General features: G+C 61.5%; 26 protein-coding genes and 1 tRNA gene. 20 read left to right on the top strand and 7 right to left on the bottom strand.

All coding sequences use genetic code 11. The annotated features are described in order from the left end of the window. Positions 1-188: 188 nt before the first annotated feature. The 10 genes from pyrH (at position 189) to rpmE (ending at position 9546) form a co-directional block, all read left to right on the top strand. Positions 189-914, top strand: a complete 726-nt coding sequence (pyrH, locus tag K3180_RS09305; protein ID WP_221540216.1) for a UMP kinase — start codon at positions 189-191, stop codon at positions 912-914. Between the two features lie 30 nt (positions 915-944). Next, the gene (gene frr / locus K3180_RS09300) at positions 945-1502 is read left to right on the top strand and encodes a ribosome recycling factor (protein ID WP_221540214.1); all 558 of its coding nucleotides are present in this window, start codon (positions 945-947) and stop codon (positions 1500-1502) included. A 26-nt stretch (positions 1503-1528) separates the two neighbouring features. Next, positions 1529-2212: a polyprenyl diphosphate synthase gene (gene uppS / locus K3180_RS09295; RefSeq protein ID WP_221540212.1), complete on the top strand. Its 684-nt coding sequence runs from the start codon at positions 1529-1531 to the stop codon at positions 2210-2212. Next, on the top strand, positions 2199-2945 hold the full coding sequence (locus K3180_RS09290; protein ID WP_247710445.1) for a phosphatidate cytidylyltransferase: 747 nt from the start codon (positions 2199-2201) through the stop codon (positions 2943-2945). The genes uppS and K3180_RS09290 overlap by 14 nt, the downstream gene beginning before the upstream one ends. Positions 2946-2947: 2 nt before the next feature. Beyond that, a complete protein-coding gene (gene dxr, locus K3180_RS09285; protein WP_221540209.1) occupies positions 2948-4096 on the top strand; it encodes a 1-deoxy-D-xylulose-5-phosphate reductoisomerase in 1149 nt (382 codons plus the stop codon). A 1-nt stretch (position 4097) separates the two neighbouring features. Then, the gene (gene rseP / locus K3180_RS09280) at positions 4098-5231 is read left to right on the top strand and encodes an RIP metalloprotease RseP (RefSeq protein ID WP_247710444.1); all 1134 of its coding nucleotides are present in this window, start codon (positions 4098-4100) and stop codon (positions 5229-5231) included. A 138-nt stretch (positions 5232-5369) separates the two neighbouring features. Next, a complete protein-coding gene (bamA, locus tag K3180_RS09275) occupies positions 5370-8066 on the top strand; it encodes an outer membrane protein assembly factor BamA (protein ID WP_247710443.1) in 2697 nt (898 codons plus the stop codon). Next, on the top strand, positions 8066-8749 hold the full coding sequence (locus tag K3180_RS09270) for an OmpH family outer membrane protein (RefSeq protein WP_221540208.1): 684 nt from the start codon (positions 8066-8068) through the stop codon (positions 8747-8749). The genes bamA and K3180_RS09270 overlap by 1 nt, the downstream gene beginning before the upstream one ends. 25 nt (positions 8750-8774) lie before the next feature. Beyond that, positions 8775-9227, top strand: a complete 453-nt coding sequence (gene fabZ / locus K3180_RS09265) for a 3-hydroxyacyl-ACP dehydratase FabZ (RefSeq protein WP_221540205.1) — start codon at positions 8775-8777, stop codon at positions 9225-9227. Between the two features lie 94 nt (positions 9228-9321). Further along, positions 9322-9546, top strand: coding sequence for a 50S ribosomal protein L31 (gene rpmE, locus K3180_RS09260; RefSeq protein ID WP_221540203.1), 225 nt, complete (start codon positions 9322-9324; stop codon positions 9544-9546). A gap of 61 nt (positions 9547-9607) precedes the next feature. On the opposite strand, the gene K3180_RS09255 is transcribed toward rpmE, so the two are convergent. Next, positions 9608-9925: a TraR/DksA family transcriptional regulator gene (locus K3180_RS09255; protein WP_221540201.1), complete on the bottom strand. Its 318-nt coding sequence runs from the start codon at positions 9923-9925 to the stop codon at positions 9608-9610. Further along, positions 9922-10560 (bottom strand): prolyl hydroxylase family protein, encoded by a 639-nt coding sequence (locus tag K3180_RS09250; RefSeq protein WP_221540199.1) that lies wholly within the window; start codon positions 10558-10560, stop codon positions 9922-9924. The genes K3180_RS09255 and K3180_RS09250 overlap by 4 nt, the downstream gene beginning before the upstream one ends. A gap of 194 nt (positions 10561-10754) precedes the next feature. Here K3180_RS09250 and K3180_RS09245 point away from each other — a divergent pair. From K3180_RS09245 to K3180_RS09200, 10 genes are all read left to right on the top strand, one after another. Continuing rightward, positions 10755-10831 (top strand) — tRNA-His (locus K3180_RS09245). Positions 10832-10883: 52 nt separating this feature from the next. After that, positions 10884-11948 carry a Leu/Phe/Val dehydrogenase gene (locus tag K3180_RS09240; RefSeq protein ID WP_221540197.1) on the top strand — a complete coding sequence of 355 codons (1065 nt, stop codon included), beginning with the start codon at positions 10884-10886 and terminating at the stop codon, positions 11946-11948. 55 nt (positions 11949-12003) lie between these two features. Continuing rightward, a complete protein-coding gene (gene ccmC / locus K3180_RS09235; RefSeq protein WP_221540196.1) occupies positions 12004-12726 on the top strand; it encodes a heme ABC transporter permease CcmC in 723 nt (240 codons plus the stop codon). Then, positions 12726-12881 (top strand): hypothetical protein, encoded by a 156-nt coding sequence (locus K3180_RS09230; RefSeq protein ID WP_221540194.1) that lies wholly within the window; start codon positions 12726-12728, stop codon positions 12879-12881. The genes ccmC and K3180_RS09230 overlap by 1 nt, the downstream gene beginning before the upstream one ends. Then, on the top strand, positions 12878-13339 hold the full coding sequence (gene ccmE, locus K3180_RS09225; protein WP_221540192.1) for a cytochrome c maturation protein CcmE: 462 nt from the start codon (positions 12878-12880) through the stop codon (positions 13337-13339). The genes K3180_RS09230 and ccmE overlap by 4 nt, the downstream gene beginning before the upstream one ends. Continuing rightward, a complete protein-coding gene (locus tag K3180_RS09220) occupies positions 13336-15291 on the top strand; it encodes a heme lyase CcmF/NrfE family subunit (RefSeq protein WP_221540190.1) in 1956 nt (651 codons plus the stop codon). The genes ccmE and K3180_RS09220 overlap by 4 nt, the downstream gene beginning before the upstream one ends. Next, positions 15288-15815: a DsbE family thiol:disulfide interchange protein gene (locus K3180_RS09215; RefSeq protein WP_221540187.1), complete on the top strand. Its 528-nt coding sequence runs from the start codon at positions 15288-15290 to the stop codon at positions 15813-15815. Before K3180_RS09220 ends, K3180_RS09215 begins: the two co-directional genes overlap by 4 nt. Then, a complete protein-coding gene (locus K3180_RS09210) occupies positions 15812-16216 on the top strand; it encodes a cytochrome c-type biogenesis protein (protein WP_221540185.1) in 405 nt (134 codons plus the stop codon). The genes K3180_RS09215 and K3180_RS09210 overlap by 4 nt, the downstream gene beginning before the upstream one ends. Beyond that, complete coding sequence (locus K3180_RS09205; RefSeq protein WP_221540183.1) at positions 16213-16860, top strand: tetratricopeptide repeat protein; 648 nt, start codon at positions 16213-16215, stop codon at positions 16858-16860. Before K3180_RS09210 ends, K3180_RS09205 begins: the two co-directional genes overlap by 4 nt. A gap of 119 nt (positions 16861-16979) precedes the next feature. Continuing rightward, positions 16980-18917 carry a potassium transporter Kup gene (locus tag K3180_RS09200; RefSeq protein ID WP_221540181.1) on the top strand — a complete coding sequence of 646 codons (1938 nt, stop codon included), beginning with the start codon at positions 16980-16982 and terminating at the stop codon, positions 18915-18917. Positions 18918-18920: 3 nt separating this feature from the next. Here the strand turns inward: K3180_RS09200 and K3180_RS09195 are convergent, their stop codons facing one another. The 5 genes from K3180_RS09195 to K3180_RS09175 are packed head-to-tail and all read right to left on the bottom strand — an operon-like array spanning position 18921 to position 24208. Further along, positions 18921-19565, bottom strand: a complete 645-nt coding sequence (locus K3180_RS09195) for an inner membrane-spanning protein YciB (protein WP_221540179.1) — start codon at positions 19563-19565, stop codon at positions 18921-18923. Then, positions 19565-20488, bottom strand: coding sequence for a signal recognition particle-docking protein FtsY (gene ftsY / locus K3180_RS09190; protein WP_221540177.1), 924 nt, complete (start codon positions 20486-20488; stop codon positions 19565-19567). The genes K3180_RS09195 and ftsY overlap by 1 nt, the downstream gene beginning before the upstream one ends. Beyond that, positions 20485-21660 (bottom strand): MiaB/RimO family radical SAM methylthiotransferase, encoded by a 1176-nt coding sequence (locus K3180_RS09185; protein ID WP_221540175.1) that lies wholly within the window; start codon positions 21658-21660, stop codon positions 20485-20487. Before K3180_RS09185 ends, ftsY begins: the two co-directional genes overlap by 4 nt. Next, positions 21657-22466: a diaminopimelate epimerase gene (gene dapF / locus K3180_RS09180; protein ID WP_221540173.1), complete on the bottom strand. Its 810-nt coding sequence runs from the start codon at positions 22464-22466 to the stop codon at positions 21657-21659. Before dapF ends, K3180_RS09185 begins: the two co-directional genes overlap by 4 nt. 47 nt (positions 22467-22513) lie before the next feature. Continuing rightward, positions 22514-24208 (bottom strand): putative bifunctional diguanylate cyclase/phosphodiesterase, encoded by a 1695-nt coding sequence (locus K3180_RS09175; protein WP_247710442.1) that lies wholly within the window; start codon positions 24206-24208, stop codon positions 22514-22516. Between the last annotated feature and the right edge of the window lie 64 nt (positions 24209-24272).

Below are 24272 nucleotides of genomic sequence, written 5' to 3'. Positions count from 1 at the left end.
TATCGCCCTTCGGGCTGCTTGAGCGCAGGTGCTTCCCACGGCGTTAGGTCCGGGCTCGCCGCCGGATGTTTTGACGTATCTGCTATCCGCGCGCCAAGCGCCCTTCGCCCTCTCGCGGCCTTTCCCTTTGCGCCTCAAGCCCTTCATGGCTAAGGAGCCGCAAACCCTGCAGATAGAGACCAGCCAGCATGACCCTCCCGAAGATGAACCGCGTCCTCCTGAAATTGTCGGGCGAGGTGTTGATGGGGGACCAGCAGTTCGGGATCGATCCGGCCTTTGTGCTGGAGTTGGCGCAGGAAGTGAAGGCGGCCAAGGAAACGGGCCTCGAAATCTGCCTGGTCATCGGCGGCGGCAACATCTTCCGCGGCATGGCCGGGGCGGCGCAGGGGATGGACCGCGCGCAGGCCGATTACATGGGCATGCTCGCCACGGTAATGAATGCGCTGGCGATGCAGAGCGCGCTGGAGCAGCTGGGCGTCCAGACTCGTGTGCAGAGCGCGGTGCAGATGGACCAGGTGTGCGAACCCGTGATCCGCCGCCGGGCCGAACGCCACCTGGAAAAGGGCCGCGTGGTAATCTTTGCCGCCGGCGTTGGCGCACCTTATTTCACCACCGACAGCGGCGCGGCTCTGCGGGCCGCGGAAATGAACTGCGATGCGCTGCTCAAGGGAACCAGCGTCGACGGGGTTTACGACAGCGATCCCAAGCGCAATGCCGACGCCAAGCGTTACGAAACCGTGAGTTACGGCAAGGTTCTGGCAGACAATCTCAGGGTCATGGATGCCAGCGCCGTGGCATTATGCCGTGACAATGATATTCCGATCGTGGTCTTCTCCATCCGCGAGAAGGGCAATCTGGCGCGCGTGCTTTCGAACAAGGGCGTGCAGACCATCGTGACCGATCACACCGCATAAGAGACGACTGAAAAGACGAGGAAGCCGACCATGGCAAAATACGACAAAGCAGATATCGAACGCCGGATGAAAGGCGCGATCGACAGCCTGCGGGGCGATCTTTCGGGCCTGCGCACAGGCCGCGCCAACACCAGCCTGCTCGATCCGGTTATGGTCGAGGTTTATGGCTCGATGATGCCATTGAACCAGGTCGCCACCGTATCGGCTCCCGAACCGCGCATGCTGAGCGTGCAGGTATGGGACAAGGCCAATGTCACCGCGGTCGAAAAGGGTATCGCCAAGGCGAACCTCGGGCTCAACCCGATGATCGACGGCCAGAACGTCCGCCTGCCGATGCCCGACCTGACCGAGGAACGCCGCATGCAGCTCGCCAAGGTGGCCGGGGAATATGGCGAGAAGGCCAAGATCGCCATCCGCAACGTTCGCCGTGACGGCATGGAAGCGCTGAAGGAAGACGAGAAGAAGAAGGAAATCTCGGAAGACGACCAGAAGCGCGGCGAAACCGAAGTCCAGAAGCTGACCGATCAATATGTGACCGAGACGGACCAGCTCGTAGCCAAGAAGGTACAGGAAATCCTGAGCCAGTAACCGGCTTTTCGGATAGTCTTTCGCCAATGACCGAAAAAACCCAGCATGCGCGCCATGTCGCCATCATCATGGACGGCAACGGACGCTGGGCGAAGCGTAAGCACTTGCCGCGTGCGATGGGCCACCGCAAGGGCGTGGAAGCCGTGCGCGAACTGGTGCGCGGCCTCAAGGACACGTCGATCGAGTGCCTGACGCTCTACGCCTTTTCATCGGAAAACTGGAACCGGCCCGAAGACGAGGTCGACGATCTGATGGACCTGATGCGCAAGTTCATCAAATCCGACCTGCCGGAATTCATCGCCAATGACGTGCGGCTGAAGATAATCGGCGACTGGCAATCGCTTGCGCCCGATATCGTGAAGATGCTCGAAGATGCATTGGCAAAAACTGCCCAGGGTTCGCGCACTCTGGCGGTTGCGCTCAACTACGGCGCGCGGGGTGAAATCGCGCAGGCTGCGGCCAAGGCCGCGGCAAATGGCGAGGTGACGGAACGAAGCATCGCCGCGAACCTCTATACTGCCGACCTGCCGCCGCTTGACCTGCTTATCCGCACCAGCGGCGAGGTGCGCCTGTCGAATTTCCTCTTGTGGCAATCCGCTTATGCGGAAATGATCTTCACCGAGGTTTTGTGGCCCGACTTCACGCTGGAGCACCTGCAGGATGCGCTGGCCGAGTTTGCGGGCAGGGAGAGGCGTTTTGGGGGAAGGTGAAGCCGGACAGGTGCCGCGCAAGCGCGATGTGCTGAGGGACCGCGCGCTCCGCTACATGGCGGTGCCGCTGTCGGTCCGCACATCCGACCTCCCGGTGCGTGTCGCCTCGGCGCTGGTGATGCTGGCGGTGGCCGGTCTTGCTGCCTGGCTGGATGGCCTCTGGTTCGATCTGTTTGTCGGCGCGGTGGCGGCGGCAAGCCTGTTCGAATTCTCGCGGCTGGTCTGGCGCGGCGCGGAATCCCCGGTCTGGCGGATCGCGGGGCTGATATTCGGTCTCGTCTATATCGCAGCCGCAGCCTCGATCCTCATGAGCTTCCCGATCGTGGTGGTCCTGGGCGTACTTGCGGTCGTGATTGCCACCGACACGGGCGCCTATTTCAGCGGGCGCAGCATCGGCGGGCCGAAGATCGCGCCCGGCATCAGCCCGTCGAAGACCTGGGCCGGCCTGTTCGGAGGGATGACCGCAGCGGGACTCGTTTCGTGGGGCTTCTTCTATTCCAATGTCGGTGAGCGGGCATTCTCGCCGATGGGGCTGGGTGCCGTGGCGGTGGGGGCTGGATTGGCAATCCTGGCGCAATGCGGCGACTTTTTCGAAAGCTGGCTCAAACGGCGTGCCCGCATGAAGGACAGTTCCAACCTCATCCCCGGCCATGGCGGCGTGCTCGACCGTGTCGACGGGATTCTTCCCGTGGTACTGGCAGCAGGCATCCTGTGGTATCAGGTCCACCCCTGATTATGCGCAGCATCACCATCCTCGGCGCGACCGGATCGGTCGGCGCATCCACCCTCGATCTGGTCCGGCGCAATCCGGAGGCCTGGCGGATCGAGGCGCTGACGGCCCATTCCAATGCTGCGGAGCTCGCAAAGCTGGCCCGGGAATTCGGCGTCAGTCTCGCCGTGATCGCCGACGAATCGCGTTACGCCGAACTCAAGGAAGCGCTCGCTGGCTCTGATGTCGAAGTGGCAGCCGGGCGCACAGCCTTGTGCGAAGCGGCGGCGCGGCCAGCAGATATCGTGATGGCGGCGATCGTCGGCTGTGCGGGGCTGGGTCCGGTCATGGCGGCGATCGAGCAGGGACGCACGGTGGCGCTCGCGAACAAGGAGGCGCTGGTCTCCGCCGGCGAGGTGATGACCGCAGCGATAAAGAAGCACGGCGCGACGCTGCTGCCGGTCGACAGCGAACACAACGCCATCTTCCAATGCCTGCAGGGCGGAAGGATCGAGGAAGTCCGCACGATCACGCTCACCGCCAGCGGCGGGCCGCTGCGGCTTGTCGAGGATCTGGACGCGGTCACGCCCGCTCAGGCCATTGCGCACCCCAACTGGGACATGGGTGCGAAGATCAGCGTCGACAGCGCCACCATGTTCAACAAGGGCCTCGAACTGATCGAGGCACACCACCTGTTCCCGGTCGGTCTCGACCGCTTGCGGATCGTGGTCCATCCGCAGAGTGTGATCCATTCGATGGTCGAATATCGCGACGGCTCCACGCTTGCCCAGCTGGGTCCATCCGACATGCGCGTGCCGATCGCTTCGTGTCTTGCCTACCCTGCACGGATGGATACGCCGATGGAACCGCTGGACCTCGCGGGTATCGGCGAACTCAGCTTTTTCCAGCCCGATGAAGAACGCTTCCCCGCGACAAAGCTGGCGCGGCAGGCGGCGGAAGAAGGCGGGTCAGCCCCGGCCACGCTTAATGCCGCCAACGAGGTCGCCGTGGCGGCATTCCTTGCTGGTAAGATAAAGTTCAGCCGCATCCCGATAATGGTGGAGGCCGTACTGAATGCCGGAAACCTTCCGCCTGCTCCCCAATCGCTCGATGACGTGCTCGTAATCGACGAGGCGGCGCGCAGGCTGGCCACGGCCCAAATGGAGATTGCCTGAGTTGGACGCTTCGATTCCCTTCTGGTTGTATATCGTCGGTTTCCCGTTGTTGCTGGGGCCGCTGGTGACGTTGCACGAGCTTGGCCACTATCTCGTCGGACGGTGGTTCGGCGTGAAAGCGCAGGCCTTTTCGGTCGGCTTCGGCAAGGAACTGGTCGGCTGGACCGACAAGCGCGGCACACGCTGGAAACTCTGCGCCCTGCCTCTGGGCGGCTATGTCCAGTTCAAGGGCGACATGGACCCGGCCAGCATCCCCCATCCCGATGAGGCGGACAAGGCTACGCCCGAGGAACGGGACGGCAGCTTCCACCACGCCGCGCTATGGAAGCGGGCGCTGATAGTCTTCGCCGGTCCGGCGATGAACATTATCATCACGCTGGCGATCTTCGCGAGCTTCTTCGCTTTCTTCGGCAAGCCGGTTTCGGCCGATCCCAGCGAAACCAACGTGATCCAGAGTTTTGCCGAACAGTCCGCCGCGCACGAGGCTGGGCTGGAGGAAGGCGACCGGATCGTCGCCATCGACGGTGACAGGATCAGCCAGTTCCAGGACATCCAGGACCGCGTGCTGATGTTCCCGGGCGAGACGATCGAGGTGGCCGTCCTGCGTGATGGCGACAGGGTGACGATACCCGTTACGATTGCCGATAGCGTGGAAACCGATCGTTTCGGCAATTCCTCGCGAGTCGGGCGGCTTGGAATCTATTCCACCGGAATGGCTTTCGAACCGGTTGGAATTGGCGAAGCGGTCAGCCTGTCTTTCGTCCAGTCCGCCAATCTGGTCGACATGATGGTCACCGGTATCAAGCAGATTATTGTCGGGGATCGGTCGGTCAAGGAACTCGGCGGACCGGTCACGATAGGCAAATATGCAGGCGAGCAGCTGAGCATGGGACCGCTCGCTTTCATCAATTTCGCTGCCCTGATCTCGCTTAACTTGGCATTCATCAATCTCCTGCCAATCCCGGCGCTCGACGGCGGGCACCTGGCTTTCTATGCGGCAGAAGCAATCCGCCGCAAACCGCTGGGTCCCCGTTCAACGGAGGTGGCCTATCGGGCCGGTGTGGCACTGGTGCTCGCACTGATGGTTTTCGTCACCTTCATCGATATCGCCAAACTTCCCTTTTTCGGGAATTAGGCGGGGACAGGCCGATGTCCATTCGCCTTCGGCGGTGTGACACGGCTTGATTGCGCAGCTTGCATCGGGCAGGGGGCCAATCGGCTGTCTGCGCATGGCAGGCGAGGTATGATTTCAAGGACGGGAACCCCCTTGTCGATGACTGGATTTGCGATTGCCGCGGGCAATAGGAATACGCGGGCCACGCGTATCATGGCAGGCCTGCTTGCCGGAACCATCATGGGCAGCCTGCCGAGCACTGCACTGGCGCAGGAAACGTCCGAAGAACCGGAGACCGTTCAGCCGGCGGCGGTTCAGCAGCAGGATGTCGTTCGTTCGATTGCGGTATCGGGTGCCCAGCGTCTCGAGCCGCAGACGATTCTCTCCTACATCCGGCTTCGTCCGGGCGATGCCTATACGCAGGCGGCAGGCGACGGCGTCCTCAAGGACCTTTACGCTACCGAGCTTTTCTCCAACGTCAGTGTTGTGAACGATGGCGGTAACGTCGTGATCACGGTGGTCGAAAACCCGGTGATCAACCGCATCCTTCTCGAAGGTAACGAGCGGATCAAGAGCGACAAGATCCTGCCCGAAATCCGGCTGGCCCCGCGCCAGATCTTTACCCGTTCCAAGGTCCGTGCCGATGTTGCGCGCATCATCGAACTCTACAAACGGCAGGGCCGCTTCGCCGCGACGGTAGAGCCGCAGATGGTGCAGCTCAGCCAGAACCGCGTCGATATCGTGTTCGAGATCGAGGAGGGGCCGAAATCGAAGGTCCGCCAGATCAACATTATCGGCAACGAAAAGTTCGACGATGGCGAGCTCAAGAGCGAAATGGTCACCAAGCAGACCGGCGGCTTGCTCAGCTTCCTCAGCTCGAACACCAGCTACGACCCCGACCGTCTTGCCTTCGACCAGCAGAACCTGCGTACCTTCTACCTGACCGAGGGCTATGCGGACTTCCGCGTGGTTTCGGCCGTGGCCGAGCTTACGCCCGACAAGGAAGACTTCATCATCACCTATGTGGTGGAAGAGGGCGAGCGCTATAAGTTCGGCGATGTCGAAGTGCAGAGCGAATTGCGCGATTTCGACAGCGATGCCCTTACCGAGCGGCTGGCGATGAAGTCGGGCGATTTCTACAACGCCAAGCTGGTCGAAGACACGGTCGAGCAGATGACCGATCTTGCCGGGACTTTCGGCTATGCCTTTGCCGACATCCGGCCCGAATTCCGCCGTAACCCCGAAGGCCTCACGATGGACGTCACCTTCGTCCTGCGCGAGGCGCCGCGCGTCTATGTCGAGCGGATCGATGTCAACGGCAATACGCTGACGCAGGACAAGGTCGTGCGCCGCGAATTCCGCGTGGCGGAAGGCGATGCGTTCAACAGCCTCGCCATCAAGCGGTCGGAAGCGCGCATCAAGTCGCTGGGTTATTTCCAGGAGAACTTCGAAATCACGCAGGTCGAAGGCAGTGCGCCCGACCGCGTTATCCTGGAAGCCAATATCGAAGAGCAGCCGACGGGCGAACTCCAGCTTTCCGCCGGGTTCTCGTCGCTGGAGCGGTTCATTCTTTCCGGTTCTATCCGCCAGCGCAACTTCCGCGGGCGTGGCCAGACGGTCGGCCTGAGCCTGAATTATTCGGGCTATTCCAAGTCGGCGCAGGTCAGCTTTACCGAGCCCTATGTGTTCGATCGCAATATCTCGCTCGGTGCGGACGTCTATCACCGCGAGGTCGATAACGACTATTTCAACAGCGGTTTCTCGACCTACGAGCAGTCGACCACGGGTCTTTCGGTGCGCGCCGGTGTTCCCCTTAGCGAATACATGTCGCTCATCGGAAGCTATACCCTCAACCGCGAAGACGTCTCGATCGCCGGGAGCGACTTTGCCGATCTCGACGGCGATGGGGTGGAAGAGTGCGTCACCTCGCGCTTCATCTGCGAAGCGGTGGGCAAACGCACCGCTTCGATCATCGGTCTGACCATCAATCACGACACTCTCGACAGCAGGCTGCGGCCGACACGCGGCGAGACGATTTCCTTGACTGGCGAATTCGCCGGGCTGGGCGGCGATGTGAAATATCTCCGCATGCGCTCGCGCATGGGCAAGTGGTTCAACCTCGGCAGCGGGTTCATTTTCTCCCTGAATGCCGAAGGGGGATGGATCGAAGCCCTGAAGGACAACCCGACCCCCGGCTTCGATGACGTGCGCCTGACCGATCGCTTCTTCCTGGGCGAGCCGCAGTTCCGCGGTTTCGACATTCGGGGCGTCGGTCCGCGCATCGTGCGATTGAATTACCTCGTCGATCCGGAAAATCCCGAAGGGCCGCGAATCCTCGAATCGCTCGAGGACGTACAGAATCAGGATAACCGTCGCTTCGCCGACGCGCTTGGCGGCCGTGCATATTATCTTGGCCGCGCAGAACTCGAGATTCCGCTCGGTTCGGGCGCCCGTGAAATGGGCTTGCGTCCTTCGATCTGGGCGGATGTCGGCTCGCTCTTCGGGCTCGACACGCCCAATCTTATCGACAACCCCAATGGCAGGCAGTTGACCAACTCGGCTGGCGAACTGCTTTACTTGCAACCCGTTCTGGACGACGATGGTGAGCCCACGGGCCAGTTCGCCAACGTCACTGATCCGACTGCGCCCGATGGTACGGCGAACGATCCGCTCCTCGGAGATTTCTACAAGGAACTCTACCTCGGGGACGACATCTCGCCGCGTGTCACGGTGGGTGTGGGCGTGAACTGGAACTCGCCCTTCGGACCGTTCAGGATCGATATATCCCACGCGCTTATCAAGCAGCGTGGAGACGACACCAAAACTCTTTCCTTCAATGTAGGAACGCAATTCTGATGAAATTCCTTTCGAAAACCTTCGCCGCTGCAAGCATTGCGAGTGCCGCCATCGTTGCCGGTCCCGCCGCAGCGCAGGTCAGTGGCAATATCGCGGTGGTCAACCCGCCCGCTACCATCGCTGCCAGCAGTGCGCTGAACACTGCATACCAGCAGATCGGTACGACCTATTCGTCGCAGATCACCCAGATCCAGCAAAAGCAGCAGCAGGCACAGACGCTCCTGCAGCAGCTCGACAGCAATAATGACGGCAATTTGGACCAGACCGAGCAGCAGGCAGCACAGAACGCGCCTCAGGCTCAGCAGATCCAGACGCTGGAGCGTGAAATCGCCCAGCTTTCGAACCAGATCGACAGCGCACGCGTCTATGCGATCGAGCAGATCCTTCAGCAGTACGGTGCGGCTCTTCAGACCGTGACTACTGCCGACAATATCCAGGTTGTGCTGTCGCCCGATGGCGTTTCATGGTCCGCTCCGGCGGCCAATATCAACCAGAAGGTAGTCGCGGCGCTGAACGCCCGGGTCCCTTCGGTGCAGATCACGCCGCCGCAAGATTGGCAGCCAAGCCAGCAAGCTGTCGGTGTGTATCAGCAGGTCCAGCAGATCCTGATGGTCGCCGCTTCCCGCCAGCAGGCGGCAAGCCAGCAGCAACAGCAGCAACCGGCACAGCCGACCGGTCGCTAAAAGCAACATCGCAGGAGCAGGGGACATGAGCGAGACCGGTTTCGACATCGTCGAGGTGCTGAAGCGCCTGCCGCATCGCTATCCCCTGCTGCTTGTCGATCGGGTCAAGGAACTCGTGCCGGACGAGCGCATCCACGCGGTCAAGGCGGTCAGTTTCAACGAGGACTTCTTCCAGGGGCACTTTCCCGGTTCTCCGATCATGCCCGGCGTGCTCCAGATCGAAGCGCTGGCGCAGGCCGCCGGCGTGCTCGCGGTAGAAAGCCTCGGGCTCGCGGGTTCCGGCAAGCTGGTTTATTTCATGGCCATCGAGAACGCGAAATTCCGCGCTCCGGTAACGCCGGGCGTGCTCCTCGATCTCAAGGCTGAATTCGTCCAGAAGCGTGCGCGTGTGTGCAAGTTCTCGGGCGAGGCTTCGGTCGAAGGGAAGGTGACCTGTGAGGTCGGTTTCACTGCCATGATTGCGGATGCACCCGAATAGCCTTGCGAATCCGGGGCAGCGCCGCTAAGGGCGCAGCCTTTCCCAACACAGCTGGACCGGTCGGTACCGCTCCGATGCTAGAAGGACGTTTATCATGAAGGCCGAAGGTCACCCCGATTACCACATGATCACGGTCAAGATGACCGATGGCACCGAATTCCAGACGCGCTCGACCTGGGGCAAGGAAGGCGACACGCTGACGCTCGACATCGACCCCACCAGCCACCCGGCATGGACCGGCGGCAAACAGCAGCTTCAGGAAGGCGGCCGAGTGGCAGCTTTCAACAAGCGCTTCGGCGGTCTTTCGCTCAAGAAGTAATCTTGGAGCGCAGACGATTTTCGAAGGGCGGTCCCGAGGGGCCGCCCTTTTCTATTGCATGTCAGGCAGCGCAGTCGATGCAGAGCGTCGCGATCGGACGTGCTTCGAGCCGGGCGCGCGCGATAGTCTTGCCGCAACTTGCGCAGGTCCCATAGGTGCCGCTTTCTATTCGGTGTAGCGCCTGGCGCACCTGGGCTATTTCCTGCCGCAAGATCATATCGACGCCCTCAAGGGCTTCGTCATCGGCGAGATCAACCGCTTGTTCGCTCGAATCGGCGTCGAGTGGATGCCGCAGGTCATCCTCGATGACATCGGCGCGCTCGAGCAGGTCGGCAAGGCGCTGGCGGAGTTGTATTTGCAAATCGCTATAGTCGGTCATTCCCACCCCCAGGGCAGTTCTCGGTACCACTTGGTTATCACATATTTCACCCCGAGCCTTACTTTCATTCCGTGGTGGATCGTGTTCGGGTTCTCCCGCCCGTCAGGCCGCATGTTGTTCCAGCACACCAGCTTTCCGGTTTCGGGCTGGAAGGTCTTCTTCACCGCCTTGAACCGCGTTGCTCCACCAGCATCGACTTCGTTGAGATAGACCATGAAGGTCCAGGTGCGCTGACCTGCGACCGCACAGTACTTGTCCCAGTCGCGGCCGCCGCGGTTGAAATAGTCGCAATGAGGCTTGAATTCCTGGCCGACGTCGTAACGCTGGCCCTGCAGCGGCTCTCCATAAGCGGGATCGATCCCGTTCAATGCGGCGAGCATGGCCTCCATCTCGCGTACGGCAGGTTCTTCCGGCTCCAGATCGCAGGTTTCGCTGGTCCGGAAATAGTGATCGTCGCCCGCGTCGGCGAGGGTAGACGGACGGCGGTCTTTTTCGATCAGTTCGATCAGGCGCCTGCACAGGTCGGGGCTCGCAAAATTGCGCAGCTGGAAGAGCTCTATCTTGTCGGAAGGCAAACGCTGGACGCCTGCGCGTGAAATCAATAATTCGCTCGAAGATTCGCCGGGTCGGTTCATGGATCGGCACGATAGCTGCACGCGATGGCTCCGCAAGCTGCGAAAGATAGTTGCGTGTAGCAACCCGAAATCGCTTTTTCACTTCCCATTCGGCCCATGTTATGCAACAGGCGCACGCCGTTGCGCGTGACGGGTTGACGGCCCGTTCTTCGCGTATATGTGCCGCCTTCCCGGCAGCGTTCCGGGGGCGTGTGGCGATCGTAGCTCAGTTGGTTAGAGCGCCGGTTTGTGGTACCGGAGGTCGGGGGTTCGAGACCCCTCGATCGCCCCATTTTCTCCTTTCGCGCCGGGTCACGAAATACCTGCCAAAGGGGTGACTTGCGATGACGGCATTCTGGACCGAAGCGGATTACGACGATCACGAACTCGTGCAGTTCGTACGCGACCCGAAGAGCGGCCTGACCGCGATCATAGCGCTTCATTCCACCCATCTCGGCCCGGGCGCCGGAGGCACGCGTTTCTGGCATTATGCCGAACCCGATGCCGCTATGCGCGACGCACTGCGCCTCTCGCGCGGGATGAGCTACAAGAACGCGATGGCCGGGCTGCCGATGGGCGGCGGAAAAGCGGTTATCCTTGCCGACGAGAACCGCACCAAGACCCCGGAAATGCTCGCCGCTTTCGCCGATGCCGTCGATGCGCTCGGCGGTCAGTATGTGACAGCCGAAGACGTAGGCATTTCCGAAGCGGACATGGCTGTGGTTGCGGAGCGCACCCAGTATGTTTCTGGCCTACCCGTTGAAGGTGACGATGCCGCTGGCGGCGATCCCGGTCCCTTCACGGCGCTTGGCATCTTCCTCGGCATCAAGGCAGCCGTGAAGCACAAGCTCGGCAAGGACGGCATGGATGGTGTACATGTCGCAATCCAGGGCACAGGCAGCGTCGGCGGCGGTGTCGCCCGCCTGCTGGCCAAGGACGGGGCGAAGCTTACCCTGTCGGATATCAATGCCGATCGCTGCGCCGCGCTGGCAAAGGAACTCGATGCCGAATGCGTCGCTCCCGAGGCTATCATGTCGGTTCCCTGTGATGTCTTCAGCCCCAATGCCCTGGGCGCCATTCTGGATGAAGAGGGTATCGGAAGCCTCGACTGCAAGATCGTGGCTGGCGGAGCCAACAACCAGCTCAAGCGCGGCGAGCATGGGCCGATGCTGGCCAAGCGCGGCATCCTTTACGCGCCGGACTATGTCATCAATGCGGGCGGGATCATTTCTGTCACGCTCGAATATCTGTGCCGCAAGGACAAGGCGCCCTGCGATATCAACGAGGTCCGCAAGCGGATTGCGCTGATCCCGGGGCGGCTCGAGCAGATCTGGCAGGAAAGCGACAAGACCGGCGTTTCGCCGGATGTTGTTGCCGACAAGATGGCGCAGGAGCTCATCGGGCGCTGATCGTCCTTGCGGGCGAGGGCGGGGGCTGCAATAGACGGCAGCGACGGCTTACGACATGCATGGTTTCGCCAATCCCAAGCGCTTCCTGGCCCTTGCTGCCTGGTTGACACCACTTCTGTTGGTGAGCGGAATCATATTGTCTGCCGGCGCGCTTGTCTGGGGCTTTACCCAGGTTCCGCCAGACCGGTTGATGGGCGAGACCGTGCGTATCCTGTTCATTCACGTCCCGACAGCATGGCTGGGGATGGGAGGCTGGACGGCGATTGCCATCTCCAGTCTCGTGTTCCTTGTGTGGAGGCACCCGCTCGCTGCGCTTGCCGCGCGTGGCGCAGCCGTACCGGGCCTGGTCTTCACACTGATCTGTCTTGCAACCGGCTCCGTCTGGGGGCGCCCAACCTGGGGGGCATGGTGGGTATGGGATGGCAGGCTTACTTCGATGCTGGTGCTCGCTTTCCTGTACGTCGCCTATATCGCTCTGGCAAAAGCGGCCGAGCGCGAGGGCGTGTCAGCCCGCATCCCGGCGATTTTCGGCCTATTGGGCGCGATCAACATCCCGATTATCAACCGGAGCGTCGTGTGGTGGAACTCGCTTCACCAGCCGCCGAGTATCACCCTGGGCAATAGCTCGATCGACGGCATATTCCTCGCCCCCCTACTTGTCGCTGTCGTCGGCTTCTCGCTCATTTTCGGCGGCGTGGTGCTGGCGCGCATGCGAGCGCTTCTGGCCGACATACAGGCGGAAGCTCGCCTGCGCCGCCGCGCAATGGAGATGGACTGATGCGCGAGGCATTGGACCAGTGGACGTTCGTCTATCTGGCATACGCCATCGGAGTCGGCGGCACGCTGGCCATGATCGCGTGGAGCTGGATTGCGATGAAGCGCGCCGAAGCCCGCCGCGCCAAGGTACGTTCCAGTTCGAAGGCGGATAGATGAAAGCCAAGCACCAGCGTCTCGTCCTTGTCGTGCTTGCTCTCGCCGCGCTGATCGGTGCGGCGTTGCTGGCGTCCTACGCGCTGCGCAATCAGGCGAGCTATTTCTATCTTCCCGAGCAGATGGAGGCCGACCCGCCGGAAGTCGGGCAAGCGGTCCGGCTGGGCGGGATGGTGGCCCCGGACTCCCTGCAGACTATGGCGGACGGCATCACCGTGACCTTCACCGTTACCGGCCGCGAGAATTCGGCGGTACCGGTGCGCTATGCCGGGATACTTCCCGATCTTTTCGTGGAAGGATCGGGCGTGGTTGCCGAAGGACGGCTCGCAGCCGACGGGACCTTCGTGGCGGATAATCTGCTCGCCAAGCATGACGAAAATTACGTGCCGCGCGAGCTTGAAGGGATGAGCGAGCATCAGGCCGCCGAAATGGCCGAAGAGACGACGGTCGGTCTCGAATGATTGCAGAAATCGGTCTCGCGGCACTGTGGCTGGCGGCGGCACTGGCGGTGCTGCAGCTGGTGGGCGGCGTTCTCGCGCTGCGCGGCGGGATTGAAAGCGAACTTGCCGGGCTGACGCGTCCGGCGGCTATCCTGCAAGGCGGGCTCGTGGCCGTGTCCTTCGCCATGCTTTTGTGGGTTTTCGCCATCACCGATCTCTCGGTCAAACTGGTGGCGATGAATTCGCACACCATGAAGCCGCTTATCTTCAAGCTCTCGGGAGCCTGGGGCAATCACGAAGGCTCGATGCTGCTGTGGGTGACGGTGATGGCGCTGGCCGGAGCGCTGATCGCCGGGGTCGAGCGGCGTCTGCCCGAGCGTACCATGCAGGCGACGCTTGCAGCGCAAGGGTTCGTTGCGCTCGGCTTCTATGCTTTCCTTCTCCTCAGCTCCAATCCGTTCGAGCGACTCCCGCAGCCAGCGGTAGAAGGGCTCGGGCTCAATCCGTTGCTTCAGGATATCGGTCTCGCGCTACATCCGCCAACGCTCTATTTCGGCTATGTCGGCCTGTCCGTCGCCTTCAGTTTCGCTGTGGGCGCATTGATGACTCGGCAGGTCACGCCCGATTTTGCGCGCGCGATGCGCCCGTGGATCCTGGGGGCGTGGGTGTTCCTCACTTTGGGGATCACGGCGGGCAGTTACTGGGCCTATTACGAACTCGGCTGGGGTGGCTACTGGTTCTGGGACCCGGTCGAAAACGCATCGCTCATGCCTTGGCTCGCCGCGACCGCTCTGCTGCATTCGGCCAGCGTGCTGGCCAGCCGCGATGCTTTGCGGGTGTGGACGATCATGCTGGGCGTGGTCGCCTTTTCGATGTCGATGCTAGGCACCTTCCTCGTTCGTTCCGGCATACTGACAAGCGTCCATGCCTTCGCGGTCGATCCGGAGAGGGGGAGCTTTATCCTCTTCCTGCTGGCGCTGTACATCGGCGGGGCGTTGCTGCTGTTCGCCTTACGGGCCGGGTCGATCAACGAGGGTGAGCGCTTCTCGGTGGCCAGTCGCGAAGGCGCGCTGGTGGTCAATAACGTTATGCTCAGCGCCATTCTTGCCGTCGTCCTGCTGGGCACGCTCTATCCGTTGCTGACCGAAGCCTTCGATGTGCGTGTTTCCGTGGGGCCGCCCTATTTCAATCCCGTCGGTGCAGTCTTTGCATTTCCGATGCTCGCAGTCATGGCGGTGGGCCCGCTTCTGCGCTGGCGCAAAGATAGCTGGGCGCGCATTTCGAAAGAAATCGCTTTGGTCGCGGCATTACTCCTTGCCGCATTGATACTCTGCACTGTGCTGTTCGGGACGGCGCTTCTGCCCCTGCTGGGCCTTTCCTTTGCCTTTGCCGTTGGAGTGGCGAGCTTCCTGCCCCTGAAAGGACGGAACCTCCTGCGCGTTCCTATCGCGACCTGGGGCATGGTAATCGCGCATTTCGGGATTGCCGTGGCACTGTTCGGAATGGCCAGCGAAGGCGCCTTCTCGCAAGAGAAGCTGGCAGCGCTCGAAGAGGGAGGAACAACGGCGGTAGGTCCCTGGGGCGTCCAGCTGGAATCGGTGGATCCAATCGCCGGTCCGAACTGGACCGCGATGGCCGGACAACTCGACGTGTCATACAAGGGTGGCGAACCGACCCGGATTGCACCCGAATCGCGTAATTTCTGGGCGCCTGCTCAGCAGACCACCGAGAGCGTTCTGGTCACCCGCTGGAACGGACAACTCTATGCGGTGATGGGCGGAGAGAACAATGACGGGCGCTGGCAGCTGCGCCTGTGGTGGAAGCCGTTCGTGACCTTCATCTGGTACGGTGGCCTGCTGGTGGCGCTCGGCGGAGCGCTGGCGCTGATTGGCCGCGTGCGGGTCGATCTGAGGCGCCGGTCAGTGCGGCGCAAGCTGGCCATGCGGCGCAACGATGAGAAGGCCCTGGCATGAACTGGCGTTTGTGGCTCCCGTTCCTGATATTTTTCGGTTTCCTGGGGCTTGCTGCCTACCAGCTGAGCCAGCCCAAGGACGAATTCATCAAGAGCACGATGGTGGGCAAGGAATTGCCCTACTTCACCTTGCCGCCTGCCAGCCTCGATCGACCAGGCGTCGACAGCCGCTATTTCCACGCTGGCGGGCCGAAACTGCTCAACATCTGGGCGAGTTGGTGCCTGCCCTGCATCGCCGAAGCTCCGCAGCTGGAAAGGCTGAAAGAGGAGGGCGTGGAGATCGTCGGCGTCGCCATTCGCGACAAGCCTTCCGACGTGATGCGGTTTCTTGCCGAACACGGCAATCCCTACACCCGCATAGGACGCGATGATCTGTCCGAAGTGCAGCTGGGTATCGGTTCGTCCGGAGTGCCTGAAACCTTCGTGATCGATGGCGAGGGCATCATAACCTACCAGCATATCGGCGATATCCGGCCCGAACATGTGCCTGTGCTTCTCGAAGAATTGCGCAAGGCCGAAGGATGAGAGCGCTCGCTATTCTATTGGCAGCCTTGATCGCGCTCCCGCTCGCGGCACAGGATTCCATGCCGCCAGCCCCTTATGCCTATCGCCAGCTCGACGATCCCGAGCAGGAAGCTGCTGCGCAGGAACTGATGGAGACGCTGCGCTGTCTCAAGTGCCAGTCGCAATCCATCGCCGATAGCGATGCCCCGATGGCCGGGGATATGCGGCATCAGGTCCGCATCCGCATTGCGGCAGGCGAAGAGCCGGGCGAAATACGCCGCTGGCTGATGGATCGTTATGGCGATTACGTCAGCTACCAACCGGTGATGAGCGCGACGACCTGGCCGCTGTTTGCAGTTCCTGCGCTGCTGGTCGGCATCGCGGGCCTGCTGTTCTGGCGCCGATTCAGGAGGCGTGCATGAGCTGGGTTCCGATAATCGTCTTGGCCGCAGCGGTGTTCCTCGTCGCCGCCTTCCTGCTCAAGGTCAACCGCAGCGGCTGGACCCTGCTCGGCGCGACCCTGCTGTTTGGCCTTACAGGCTATGCGCTTCAAGGTAGTCCAGGCCAGCCCGCCGCACCTGGCATTGCCGCCGAACGGCAACAGGTCGACGGAGAGCTACTGATCTCCGCGCGCCGCGAATATTTCGACACATCCCAACTTCCATCACGCTGGATCACGACCGGCGATGCTTTCGCACGTCGCGGAGATTTTGCGCAGGCGGCCGGCTTCTATCGCAACGCCACGCAGGAGAATGCCGGCGATCTGGAAGCCTGGTTGGCCCTGGGTATCGCCTTGGTCGAGCATGGCGATGGCCAACTCACCCCTGCGGCGCTCTATGCTTTCGAAAAGGCACAGGAGATCGACGAGGAGAACGCTGGCCCGCGCTACTTCCTCGGCCTGTCATGGCTGCGTATGGGCGAGGCCGGGAGAGCGCTGGAATTATGGCGCGAAGCCCTGCGAGCAGCACCCGAAGATGCGGAGTGGCGCGAATCGCTGGCTCTCCGGGTGATGCAGCTCGAAGCGATGTCCGGGCAAGGCACGCCGCAACCCGATGCGGCCGACTAGGCCCGGAGCGGCGCGTATTGCTCCCTCTCTCCCTTGGTGCTAAGCGCCGCCCCCTTGCACGGGGGCAGGCCTCCCGGATCTCAAGGTTTTGACGCTATGCGGCAGGTAACACCCTTTATATGAGCGAGGCGAACGTGCCAGATGCTGCGCCCGTACAGGACGGGTCGAAAGCGCGTGGCAACGGCCATGGAGCGTCGAAGACCGCGCTCGCCGTCGGCGCTGTGGGCATTGTCTTCGGCGATATCGGCACCAGTCCGCTTTACGCTTTCCGTGAGACTTTTGCCGGCGCGGCAAATATCGCCATCGACCGGATGCACGTGCTGGGCGTGGTCAGCCTGATTTTCTGGTCGATGCTCATCGTGGTTTCGATCCAGTATGTCACCATATTGATGCGCGCGGACAACAAGGGGCAGGGCGGGAGCCTTGCTCTTGTCGCGTTGCTGAGCCGGCACATCGGCCGATCGAAATACGGCTGGCTGGTAGTGTTGCTGGGAGTGTTCGCGACCTCGCTGTTCTACGGCGACAGCATGATTACGCCCGCGATTTCGGTGCTGTCTGCGGTGGAAGGTCTGACCGTCGTCAATCCCGGGCTCGACCCGCTTGTCATTCCCATCGCACTTCTCCTGCTGGTATTCCTCTTCTTCCTGCAAAGCCGCGGCACGGCCAAGGTGGGTGCACTCTTCGCCCCGGTGATGATCGTTTATTTTGTCACTATCGCGCTACTCGGCGCCAACCAGATACTGCAGAACCCGGACATTCTCTGGGCGCTGAACCCCTGGTATGCCGTGCAATTCTTCCTGACGGACGGTGTGGTTGCCTTCCTCGCCCTGGGTGCGGTGGTCCTGGCGGTTACGGGTTCGGAGGCACTCTATTCCGACATGGGGCACTTCGGCAGGGGACCGATGCGGCTTTCCTGGTTCGGTTTCGTCATGCCTTGCCTACTGCTCAACTATTTCGGGCAGGGAGCCATGATTGCCGGCCTGCCGGCGGAGCAGGCCGCGGAAGTCGTCCGCAATCCCTTCTTCCTTCTCGCAAGCGAAGAATACCGCCTGCCGCTGGTTATCCTAGCTACCGTGGCGACCTTTATCGCCAGCCAGGCGGTTATATCCGGCGCTTTCAGCATCACCCATCAGGCGATGCAGCTGGGCTTCATGCCGCGTATGACCATCCGGCATACCAGCGAGACCGAGAGCGGTCAGATATACATTCCGGTGATCAACTGGGCGCTGATGATAGCGGTGATCCTGCTGGTGCTGACCTTCCAGACATCTTCAAACCTTGCCGCGGCATATGGTATCGCCGTAACTGGCGCCGTCACCATCGACACATTGCTAATGGGCGTGCTGTTCGTCGGCGTATGGAAGTGGAGGTGGTGGATAGCAGCTCCGGTCGTGACCTTCTTCCTGATCGTCGACGGTGCCTATTTTGCGGCCAATCTGGTGAAAATTCCCGATGGAGGCTGGTTCCCGCTCGTGGTCGGCCTCGTCGCCTTCACTCTGCTCACCACTTGGGCGCGCGGGCGGAAGCTGATGCGCGAGCGCATGCATGAGACCGCGCTGCCGATTGAAATCTTTGCCAAGAGCGCGAAGAATTCCGCTACGCGCGTGCCCGGCACGGCGATTTTCATGGCCAGCCAGACTGCGGGCGTTCCTTCCGCATTGCTGCACAATATCAAGCACAACAAGGTCCTCCACGAACGCGTGGTGATCCTGACCGTGCTGATCGCGGATGCTCCCTATGTCGACGAGAATGAGCGCTGCGAAATCCACGATCTCGGCGATGGGTTCTATCGCGCCGTCTTGCACTATGGTTTCATGCAGGAAACCAACGTCCCGCAGGGACTCAAGGAAATGGAACGCTGCGGCGGCGAATTCGACATGATGCACACCAGCTTCTTCCTTTCGCGCCAGACCCTGTTGCCGAGCGACAAGCCGGGCATGCCAATCTGGCGCGAGAAGATTTTCGCCTGGATGCTGAGAAATGCGGCGACGGCGATGGACTTCTTCAGGCTGCCGACCAACCGCGTGGTGGAGCTGGGGAGCCAGGTGGAGATCTAGCTCTTAGCCAGTCGGCGGCTCGTCCTTGAGCACTTCATCCGTATCTTCCAGTGACAGTCCATGTTTCAGCAGCATCGGTATCTGCGTGAAGGTGAAGAGGAAAGTCAGTGGCAGGAAGACCCACAGCTTGGCCCAGAGCCAGCTTTCGAAGCTCATGGTGCGCACCAGCACTTCATTGAGCGCGGCGAGCGCGAAGAAGAAAAAACCCCAGTTGCGCGAAAGCTTGAGCCAGCCCTGGTGCGTCACGCCTTCGAATGCCGCCTCCAGCAGCACTTGCAACCATGCGCGATCGCGCAGCCACCCGACGATCAGGACTATTCCGAACAGCAGGTAGATCGCGGTCGGCTTGAACTGGATGAAGCGCTCGTCCCGCAGCCATATCGTCAGCGCGCCGAAACCGACGATCAGCGTGGTCGAGAGGATAAGCATCGGGCTCACCTTGCCGAATTTCCACTTGCTGAATACCAGCGCCACCATCGCAGCGACCATGAAGGCTATCGTGCCGTAGATTACTGCGGCGATTTCGCCGAAAGTCGATGTCTCGGGCGGCTGGTAGAGCTTGTAGACGCCGAGGAAGACCAGCAGCGGGCCATAGTCGACTAGCGTGTGCAGCCAGCCGGTGGGTTTCCTGGGAGTTGTCTCGCTCATTACGCCACTCCTGCAATTACACGCGCCACCAGGTCGGGATCGAATGGCCGCAAATCGTCGATCTTTTCGCCCACACCGATGGCGTGGATCGGCAGGCCATACTGCTCGGCTGCCTGTACAAGCACGCCGCCGCGTGCTGTGCCGTCAAGCTTGGTCATGACCAGTCCGGTCACGCCTGCGACCTCCTTGAACACGTCGATCTGTGACAGCGCGTTCTGACCGTTCGTCGCATCCAGCACGAGCACCACATCGTGCGGCGCTTCGGGGTTGAGCCGACCGAGGACCTTCCTGATCTTGGCCAGCTCGTCCATCAGCTCGCGCTTGTTCTGCAGGCGACCGGCCGTGTCGACGATCAGCACGTCGGTGCCTTCCGCCGTTCCTTTCTTGACCGCGTCGAACACGATGCTCGCGGGATCTCCACCCTCGGCTCCGCGGACGAGCGGCACGCCCACGCGGTCTGCCCAGGTCTGGAGCTGGCCGATGGCGGCGGCGCGGAAGGTGTCGCCTGCCGCCAGCATGACGTTGTAGTCGTCTTCCACGAACAGGTGTGCGAGCTTGGCGATGGTCGTGGTCTTTCCGCTGCCATTAACGCCGATCACCAATAGCACCTGCGGACGCGGGAATGCGGTAATCTCCAGCGGTTTCGCCACGGGGCGCAGGATGGCGGCGATTTCCTCTGCCACCGCTTCCTTCAATTCCTGCGCGCTGATTTCGAGACCGAAACGTTTTTCCCTCAACCGTGCGCGGATACGAGATGCGGCGCTGGGACCGAGGTCGGACATGATCAGCGCATCCTCGACATCGTCGAGCGTCGCGTCGTCCAGCTTGGCCTTGCTGACCGCCTCGGTGAGGTTTTCGGTCAGTCGCTCGCTAGTCTTCTTGAAGCCGCCGAACAGGCGTTCGGTCCAGCTGGGTTTGCTCATGACAGGAGTGCGTCCTCGAGTGTCTTCGGCGTAACGGTTACGATGATGCCGCGGGCGATGCCTTCGGGCAGTCTCACGCGGGCGAATTCTGGCGAATAGCCGGTCCCGTCGCTTTCGGCGAGGACTGACAGGGGCTTATCGACGAGCGTCGCCAGCCAGTCGCTGCGCGCCTTGGCAACGGCGGTGCGCAGTTCGGCAGCGCGGCGCTTGATTGTAGGGCGGTCGACTTGCGGCATGCGTGCAGCCGGGGTTCCCGGTCGCGGCGAATAGGGAAAGATATGGCCGTGGACGATGTCGAGTTCACGGACGATCGAGAGATTGGCTTCGTGGTGCCCCGTGCTTTCGGTCGGGAAGCCGGCGATCAGGTCGGCTCCCACCGCAATTTCGGGCCGCCGGTCCTTGAGCCGGGTCACGAGATTCACCGCATCGGATCGCAAATGACGGCGCTTCATCCGTTTGAGGATCAGGTCATGCCCATGCTGGAGCGAAAGGTGGATATGCGGCATGACGCGGGGTTCTGCGGCGAACAGTTCGAACAATTGCTCATCCACCTCGATCCCGTCGATCGACGACATGCGGATGCGGGTAAGGGCGGGAAAGGCATCGAGCACCGCTTGCACCAGCGATCCCAGTCCGGGCTGTCCCGGCAAATCCTGACCCCACGAGGTCACATCTACGCCGGTCAGAACCACCTCGGCGGCACCGGCATCGAGATGTGTTTCGACCTCGCGCAAGACTTGGGCGACCGACAAAGAACGGCTGGCCCCGCGGCCCTGGGGAATGACACAGAAAGTACAGGCGTGGTCGCAGCCGTTCTGGACGGCGACGAAGGCGCGGGTGTGCAGGGCGGGGACGGGCGGGGCGCTCGACGCTACGTTCCAGCTGCGTGGATCGAGCTTGGTTTCATTGCCGATAAGTCCGTCGACTTCGGGCATGGCCGATAGCTGATCGCGCTCGATCTCGGCGGCGCAGCCGGTCACCAGCAGGCGAGCGTCGGGGTTGGCCTTGCGCGCCTTGCGAATCGCCTGCCGCGTTTGGCGCACTGCTTCGCTGGTGACCGCGCAGCTGTTGATTACGACGAGATTGTCCTCGCCCGCCAGCATCGCGCGGATACGTTCGCTTTCCGAGAGGTTGAGCCGGCAACCCAATGAGACGACTTGGGGCGCGTTCACGCGTAATCATCCCACTCGAAGCTTCCGCGAAAGCTTTCGGCGGCAGGGCCGGTCATCAGGATCGAACCGCCATCCTGCCATTCGATCACCAGTTCACCGCCGGGCAGAGCGACCGTCACCGGGCTGTCGACCAGCTTGCGCCGCATGGCGTGGACCGCCGTGGCGCAGGCGCCCGTGCCGCAGGCGCGGGTCAGCCCCGCGCCGCGTTCCCACACACGCAACCGGATACGCCTACGACTTTCCACCGTGGCGACATTCACGTTTACGCGCTCCGGGAAAAGCGGATCGTTTTCGATCTCAGGACCCAAACGGTCGAGAGGTATGGCGTCGGTATCCTCGACGAAGAAGATGACATGCGGATTGCCGACATTCACGGCGCCGGGGCTATCGAGCATTTCCCACCCGACGGGCATGGAGAGAGTGTCCATCGCATAGCCAAGCGGGATCGCGTCCCATTCGAAGTGCGGTGTTCCCATATCGACGCTTGCGCCGCCGCCCGCTGGCGAGGCGATGAGCATTCCGCCGGATGTTTCGATCCGCGCCTCTTTTCCATGCAGCAAGGCAACTGCGCGCGTGGCATTGCCGCAGGCACCCACTTCACCGCCGTCGGCATTGAATATACGCATCCGGAAATCGGCGGTTTCGCTTTGTTCTAACAGGATAAGCTGGTCGCAGCCGATCCCGGTATGCCGGTCTGCGATTGCGAAAACGCGCTGCCTTTCGAGCGCTGGCAGAGCGTTTTCACGCGCATCCAGCACGACGAAGTCGTTTCCAAGTCCGTGCATCTTGATAAAAGGAACGCGCATCAGGACCGCGCATCTAGGGTCTGCGGGGCATAGCGTCCAGTGTCGTATCAGACGGCGCGCTGGCCGCCGTCGGCTGTCTTGTCCAGGTCAGCCTTCGGAGTTGCCTTGGTAATGTCCAGTACTCTTGCATTGGGATCTTGTCCCAATCTCCCGCACGCCGCCAGGCGGTCGAGGACCTTTTCAGCGGGTTCGGGGCGTCCATAGTGATAGCCCTGACCCTTCATCTGACCCCAGCGCCTTAGCGCATTGACTACGTTCTCGTTCTCGATCCCCTCTGCCGTGATCGGCAACTTGAGACCATCGCTCATCGAAACGATCGCATCGACCAGCTTGGCGCTCTGGTCGCCGTTCTTCAATTCGCTGATGAAACTGCGATCGATCTTCAATTGATCGAACGGAAGGCTACGCAGCTGGGAGAGGCTCGAATATCCTGTTCCAAAGTCATCGAGGCTAACCCGGACGCCCTGATTGCGCAGCGAGGTAATCATCGATCGGACCATGCCGATATTCTCGTGCAGACAGGTTTCGGTGATCTCGATGTCCAGTCGGTGGGCCGGGAACCTGTGTTCGACCAGCATCTTGAGTATTTTCTGGGCGAACCAGGGGTCGCGCATCTGGACCGGCGAGATGTTGACCGAGAGCGTGATCCGCGGATCCCAGCGAAGCGCATCGGTAAATGCGCGAGCAATCAGCTTTTCCGAAAGCTCCGCGATTACACCGATTTCCTCGGCGATGGGGATGAATATCTCGGGGCCGATGAGGCCCATTTCCGGGGACTCCCACCGAGCCAGCATTTCAAAACCGACCAGTTCGCCGCTGTCGAGATCGACCTGCTGCTCGTAATAGGGTACGAATTCCCCGTTCTCGATGCCCCGACGTATTCCGGCCTTCAGCTCGCTGCGGAAGCGCAGTTCGTTTTCCATCGGCGGTTCGAACCAGTAGAAGCGGTTCTTGCCCTGCTTCTTGGCATGATACATGGCTATATCCGCCTTGTGCATCAGACCTTGTGCAGGTGTTTCCCGACCATCGCTGGAAAGATGGGCGGAGCTGGCGAGACCGATGGAAATGGTGACATCGATTGAGATGCCATCATGGATGACGGATTTCGAAACTTGCTCGATCATCCGCGCTGCCAGCCATTCGATCCGCTCTGGTGAGCGAAGGCTATATGGAACGGCACAAACGAATTCGTCGCCGCCCAGGCGAGCCAGCGTCGCATCTTCGGGCAGCACCTGGCGTATCCGGTCGCATGTGGTGCGCAGAACGAGGTCGCCTGCTGCGTGTCCGTTCAGGTCGTTCACCTGTTTGAAATTGTCCAGATCGATCGCTATTGCTGCAAGCGCCCCGCCCCGCGTGTCACTGTCGTTTCTGAGAATTCCTTCAAGCCGTGCTGCGAAGCTGCGCCGATTGAGACAGCCGGTGAGATCGTCGAAATCCGCAAGCCGGCGCGCTTCAGCTTCCGATCTGCGATGTGTCTCCAGCTTGCCGGTCAGCGCCTTGTAGCGGTTCCATCCTAGGAGGATGAGCGCAATGTTCAGCAACAAGGCATTCGTGAGGAGAACGTCCGGAGCAACTGCGTCGCCCTGCACGGAACGTATTGCCGTGGGCACCACTGAGCCGGCCACTATTACGAAAAGCACGATGGCGGCAAAAGCGATACCGAGCGTAACCAGATCGTGACGCATTCCCGCTGCATCGCCGCCTGCGTTCGGCGGAACCGGGGATTCATCAAGCTCTGGCATTCGAGACAAAGGAACCCCCGAATTTGTTCTTCCGGGCATGCGTATCGTCGCGAAGCTAAAAAGC

The organism is Qipengyuania huizhouensis, assembly GCF_019711635.1.
GTDB lineage: Bacteria > Pseudomonadota > Alphaproteobacteria > Sphingomonadales > Sphingomonadaceae > Qipengyuania > Qipengyuania huizhouensis.
The sequence above is the reverse complement of the archived record's forward strand: the minus strand, read 5'-3'. Positions and strand labels throughout refer to the sequence as shown.

Excerpts from the sequence above, each read along its gene's own strand:
- pyrH (WP_221540216.1), top strand. The coding sequence starts at position 189 with ATGACCCTCCCGAAGATGAACCGCGTCCTCCTGAAATTGTCGGGCGAG.
- frr (WP_221540214.1), top strand. The coding sequence starts at position 945 with ATGGCAAAATACGACAAAGCAGATATCGAACGCCGGATGAAAGGCGCG.
- uppS (WP_221540212.1), top strand. The coding sequence starts at position 1,529 with ATGACCGAAAAAACCCAGCATGCGCGCCATGTCGCCATCATCATGGAC.
- dxr (WP_221540209.1), top strand. The coding sequence starts at position 2,948 with ATGCGCAGCATCACCATCCTCGGCGCGACCGGATCGGTCGGCGCATCC.
- bamA (WP_247710443.1), top strand. The coding sequence starts at position 5,370 with ATGACTGGATTTGCGATTGCCGCGGGCAATAGGAATACGCGGGCCACG.
- K3180_RS09270 (WP_221540208.1), top strand. The coding sequence starts at position 8,066 with ATGAAATTCCTTTCGAAAACCTTCGCCGCTGCAAGCATTGCGAGTGCC.
- fabZ (WP_221540205.1), top strand. The coding sequence starts at position 8,775 with ATGAGCGAGACCGGTTTCGACATCGTCGAGGTGCTGAAGCGCCTGCCG.
- rpmE (WP_221540203.1), top strand. The coding sequence starts at position 9,322 with ATGAAGGCCGAAGGTCACCCCGATTACCACATGATCACGGTCAAGATG.
- K3180_RS09255 (WP_221540201.1), bottom strand. The coding sequence starts at position 9,925 with ATGACCGACTATAGCGATTTGCAAATACAACTCCGCCAGCGCCTTGCC.
- K3180_RS09250 (WP_221540199.1), bottom strand. The coding sequence starts at position 10,560 with ATGAACCGACCCGGCGAATCTTCGAGCGAATTATTGATTTCACGCGCA.
- K3180_RS09240 (WP_221540197.1), top strand. The coding sequence starts at position 10,884 with ATGACGGCATTCTGGACCGAAGCGGATTACGACGATCACGAACTCGTG.
- ccmC (WP_221540196.1), top strand. The coding sequence starts at position 12,004 with ATGCATGGTTTCGCCAATCCCAAGCGCTTCCTGGCCCTTGCTGCCTGG.
- K3180_RS09230 (WP_221540194.1), top strand. The coding sequence starts at position 12,726 with ATGCGCGAGGCATTGGACCAGTGGACGTTCGTCTATCTGGCATACGCC.
- ccmE (WP_221540192.1), top strand. The coding sequence starts at position 12,878 with ATGAAAGCCAAGCACCAGCGTCTCGTCCTTGTCGTGCTTGCTCTCGCC.
- K3180_RS09220 (WP_221540190.1), top strand. The coding sequence starts at position 13,336 with ATGATTGCAGAAATCGGTCTCGCGGCACTGTGGCTGGCGGCGGCACTG.
- K3180_RS09215 (WP_221540187.1), top strand. The coding sequence starts at position 15,288 with ATGAACTGGCGTTTGTGGCTCCCGTTCCTGATATTTTTCGGTTTCCTG.
- K3180_RS09210 (WP_221540185.1), top strand. The coding sequence starts at position 15,812 with ATGAGAGCGCTCGCTATTCTATTGGCAGCCTTGATCGCGCTCCCGCTC.
- K3180_RS09205 (WP_221540183.1), top strand. The coding sequence starts at position 16,213 with ATGAGCTGGGTTCCGATAATCGTCTTGGCCGCAGCGGTGTTCCTCGTC.
- K3180_RS09200 (WP_221540181.1), top strand. The coding sequence starts at position 16,980 with ATGAGCGAGGCGAACGTGCCAGATGCTGCGCCCGTACAGGACGGGTCG.
- K3180_RS09195 (WP_221540179.1), bottom strand. The coding sequence starts at position 19,565 with ATGAGCGAGACAACTCCCAGGAAACCCACCGGCTGGCTGCACACGCTA.
- ftsY (WP_221540177.1), bottom strand. The coding sequence starts at position 20,488 with ATGAGCAAACCCAGCTGGACCGAACGCCTGTTCGGCGGCTTCAAGAAG.
- dapF (WP_221540173.1), bottom strand. The coding sequence starts at position 22,466 with ATGCGCGTTCCTTTTATCAAGATGCACGGACTTGGAAACGACTTCGTC.
- K3180_RS09175 (WP_247710442.1), bottom strand. The coding sequence starts at position 24,208 with ATGCCAGAGCTTGATGAATCCCCGGTTCCGCCGAACGCAGGCGGCGAT.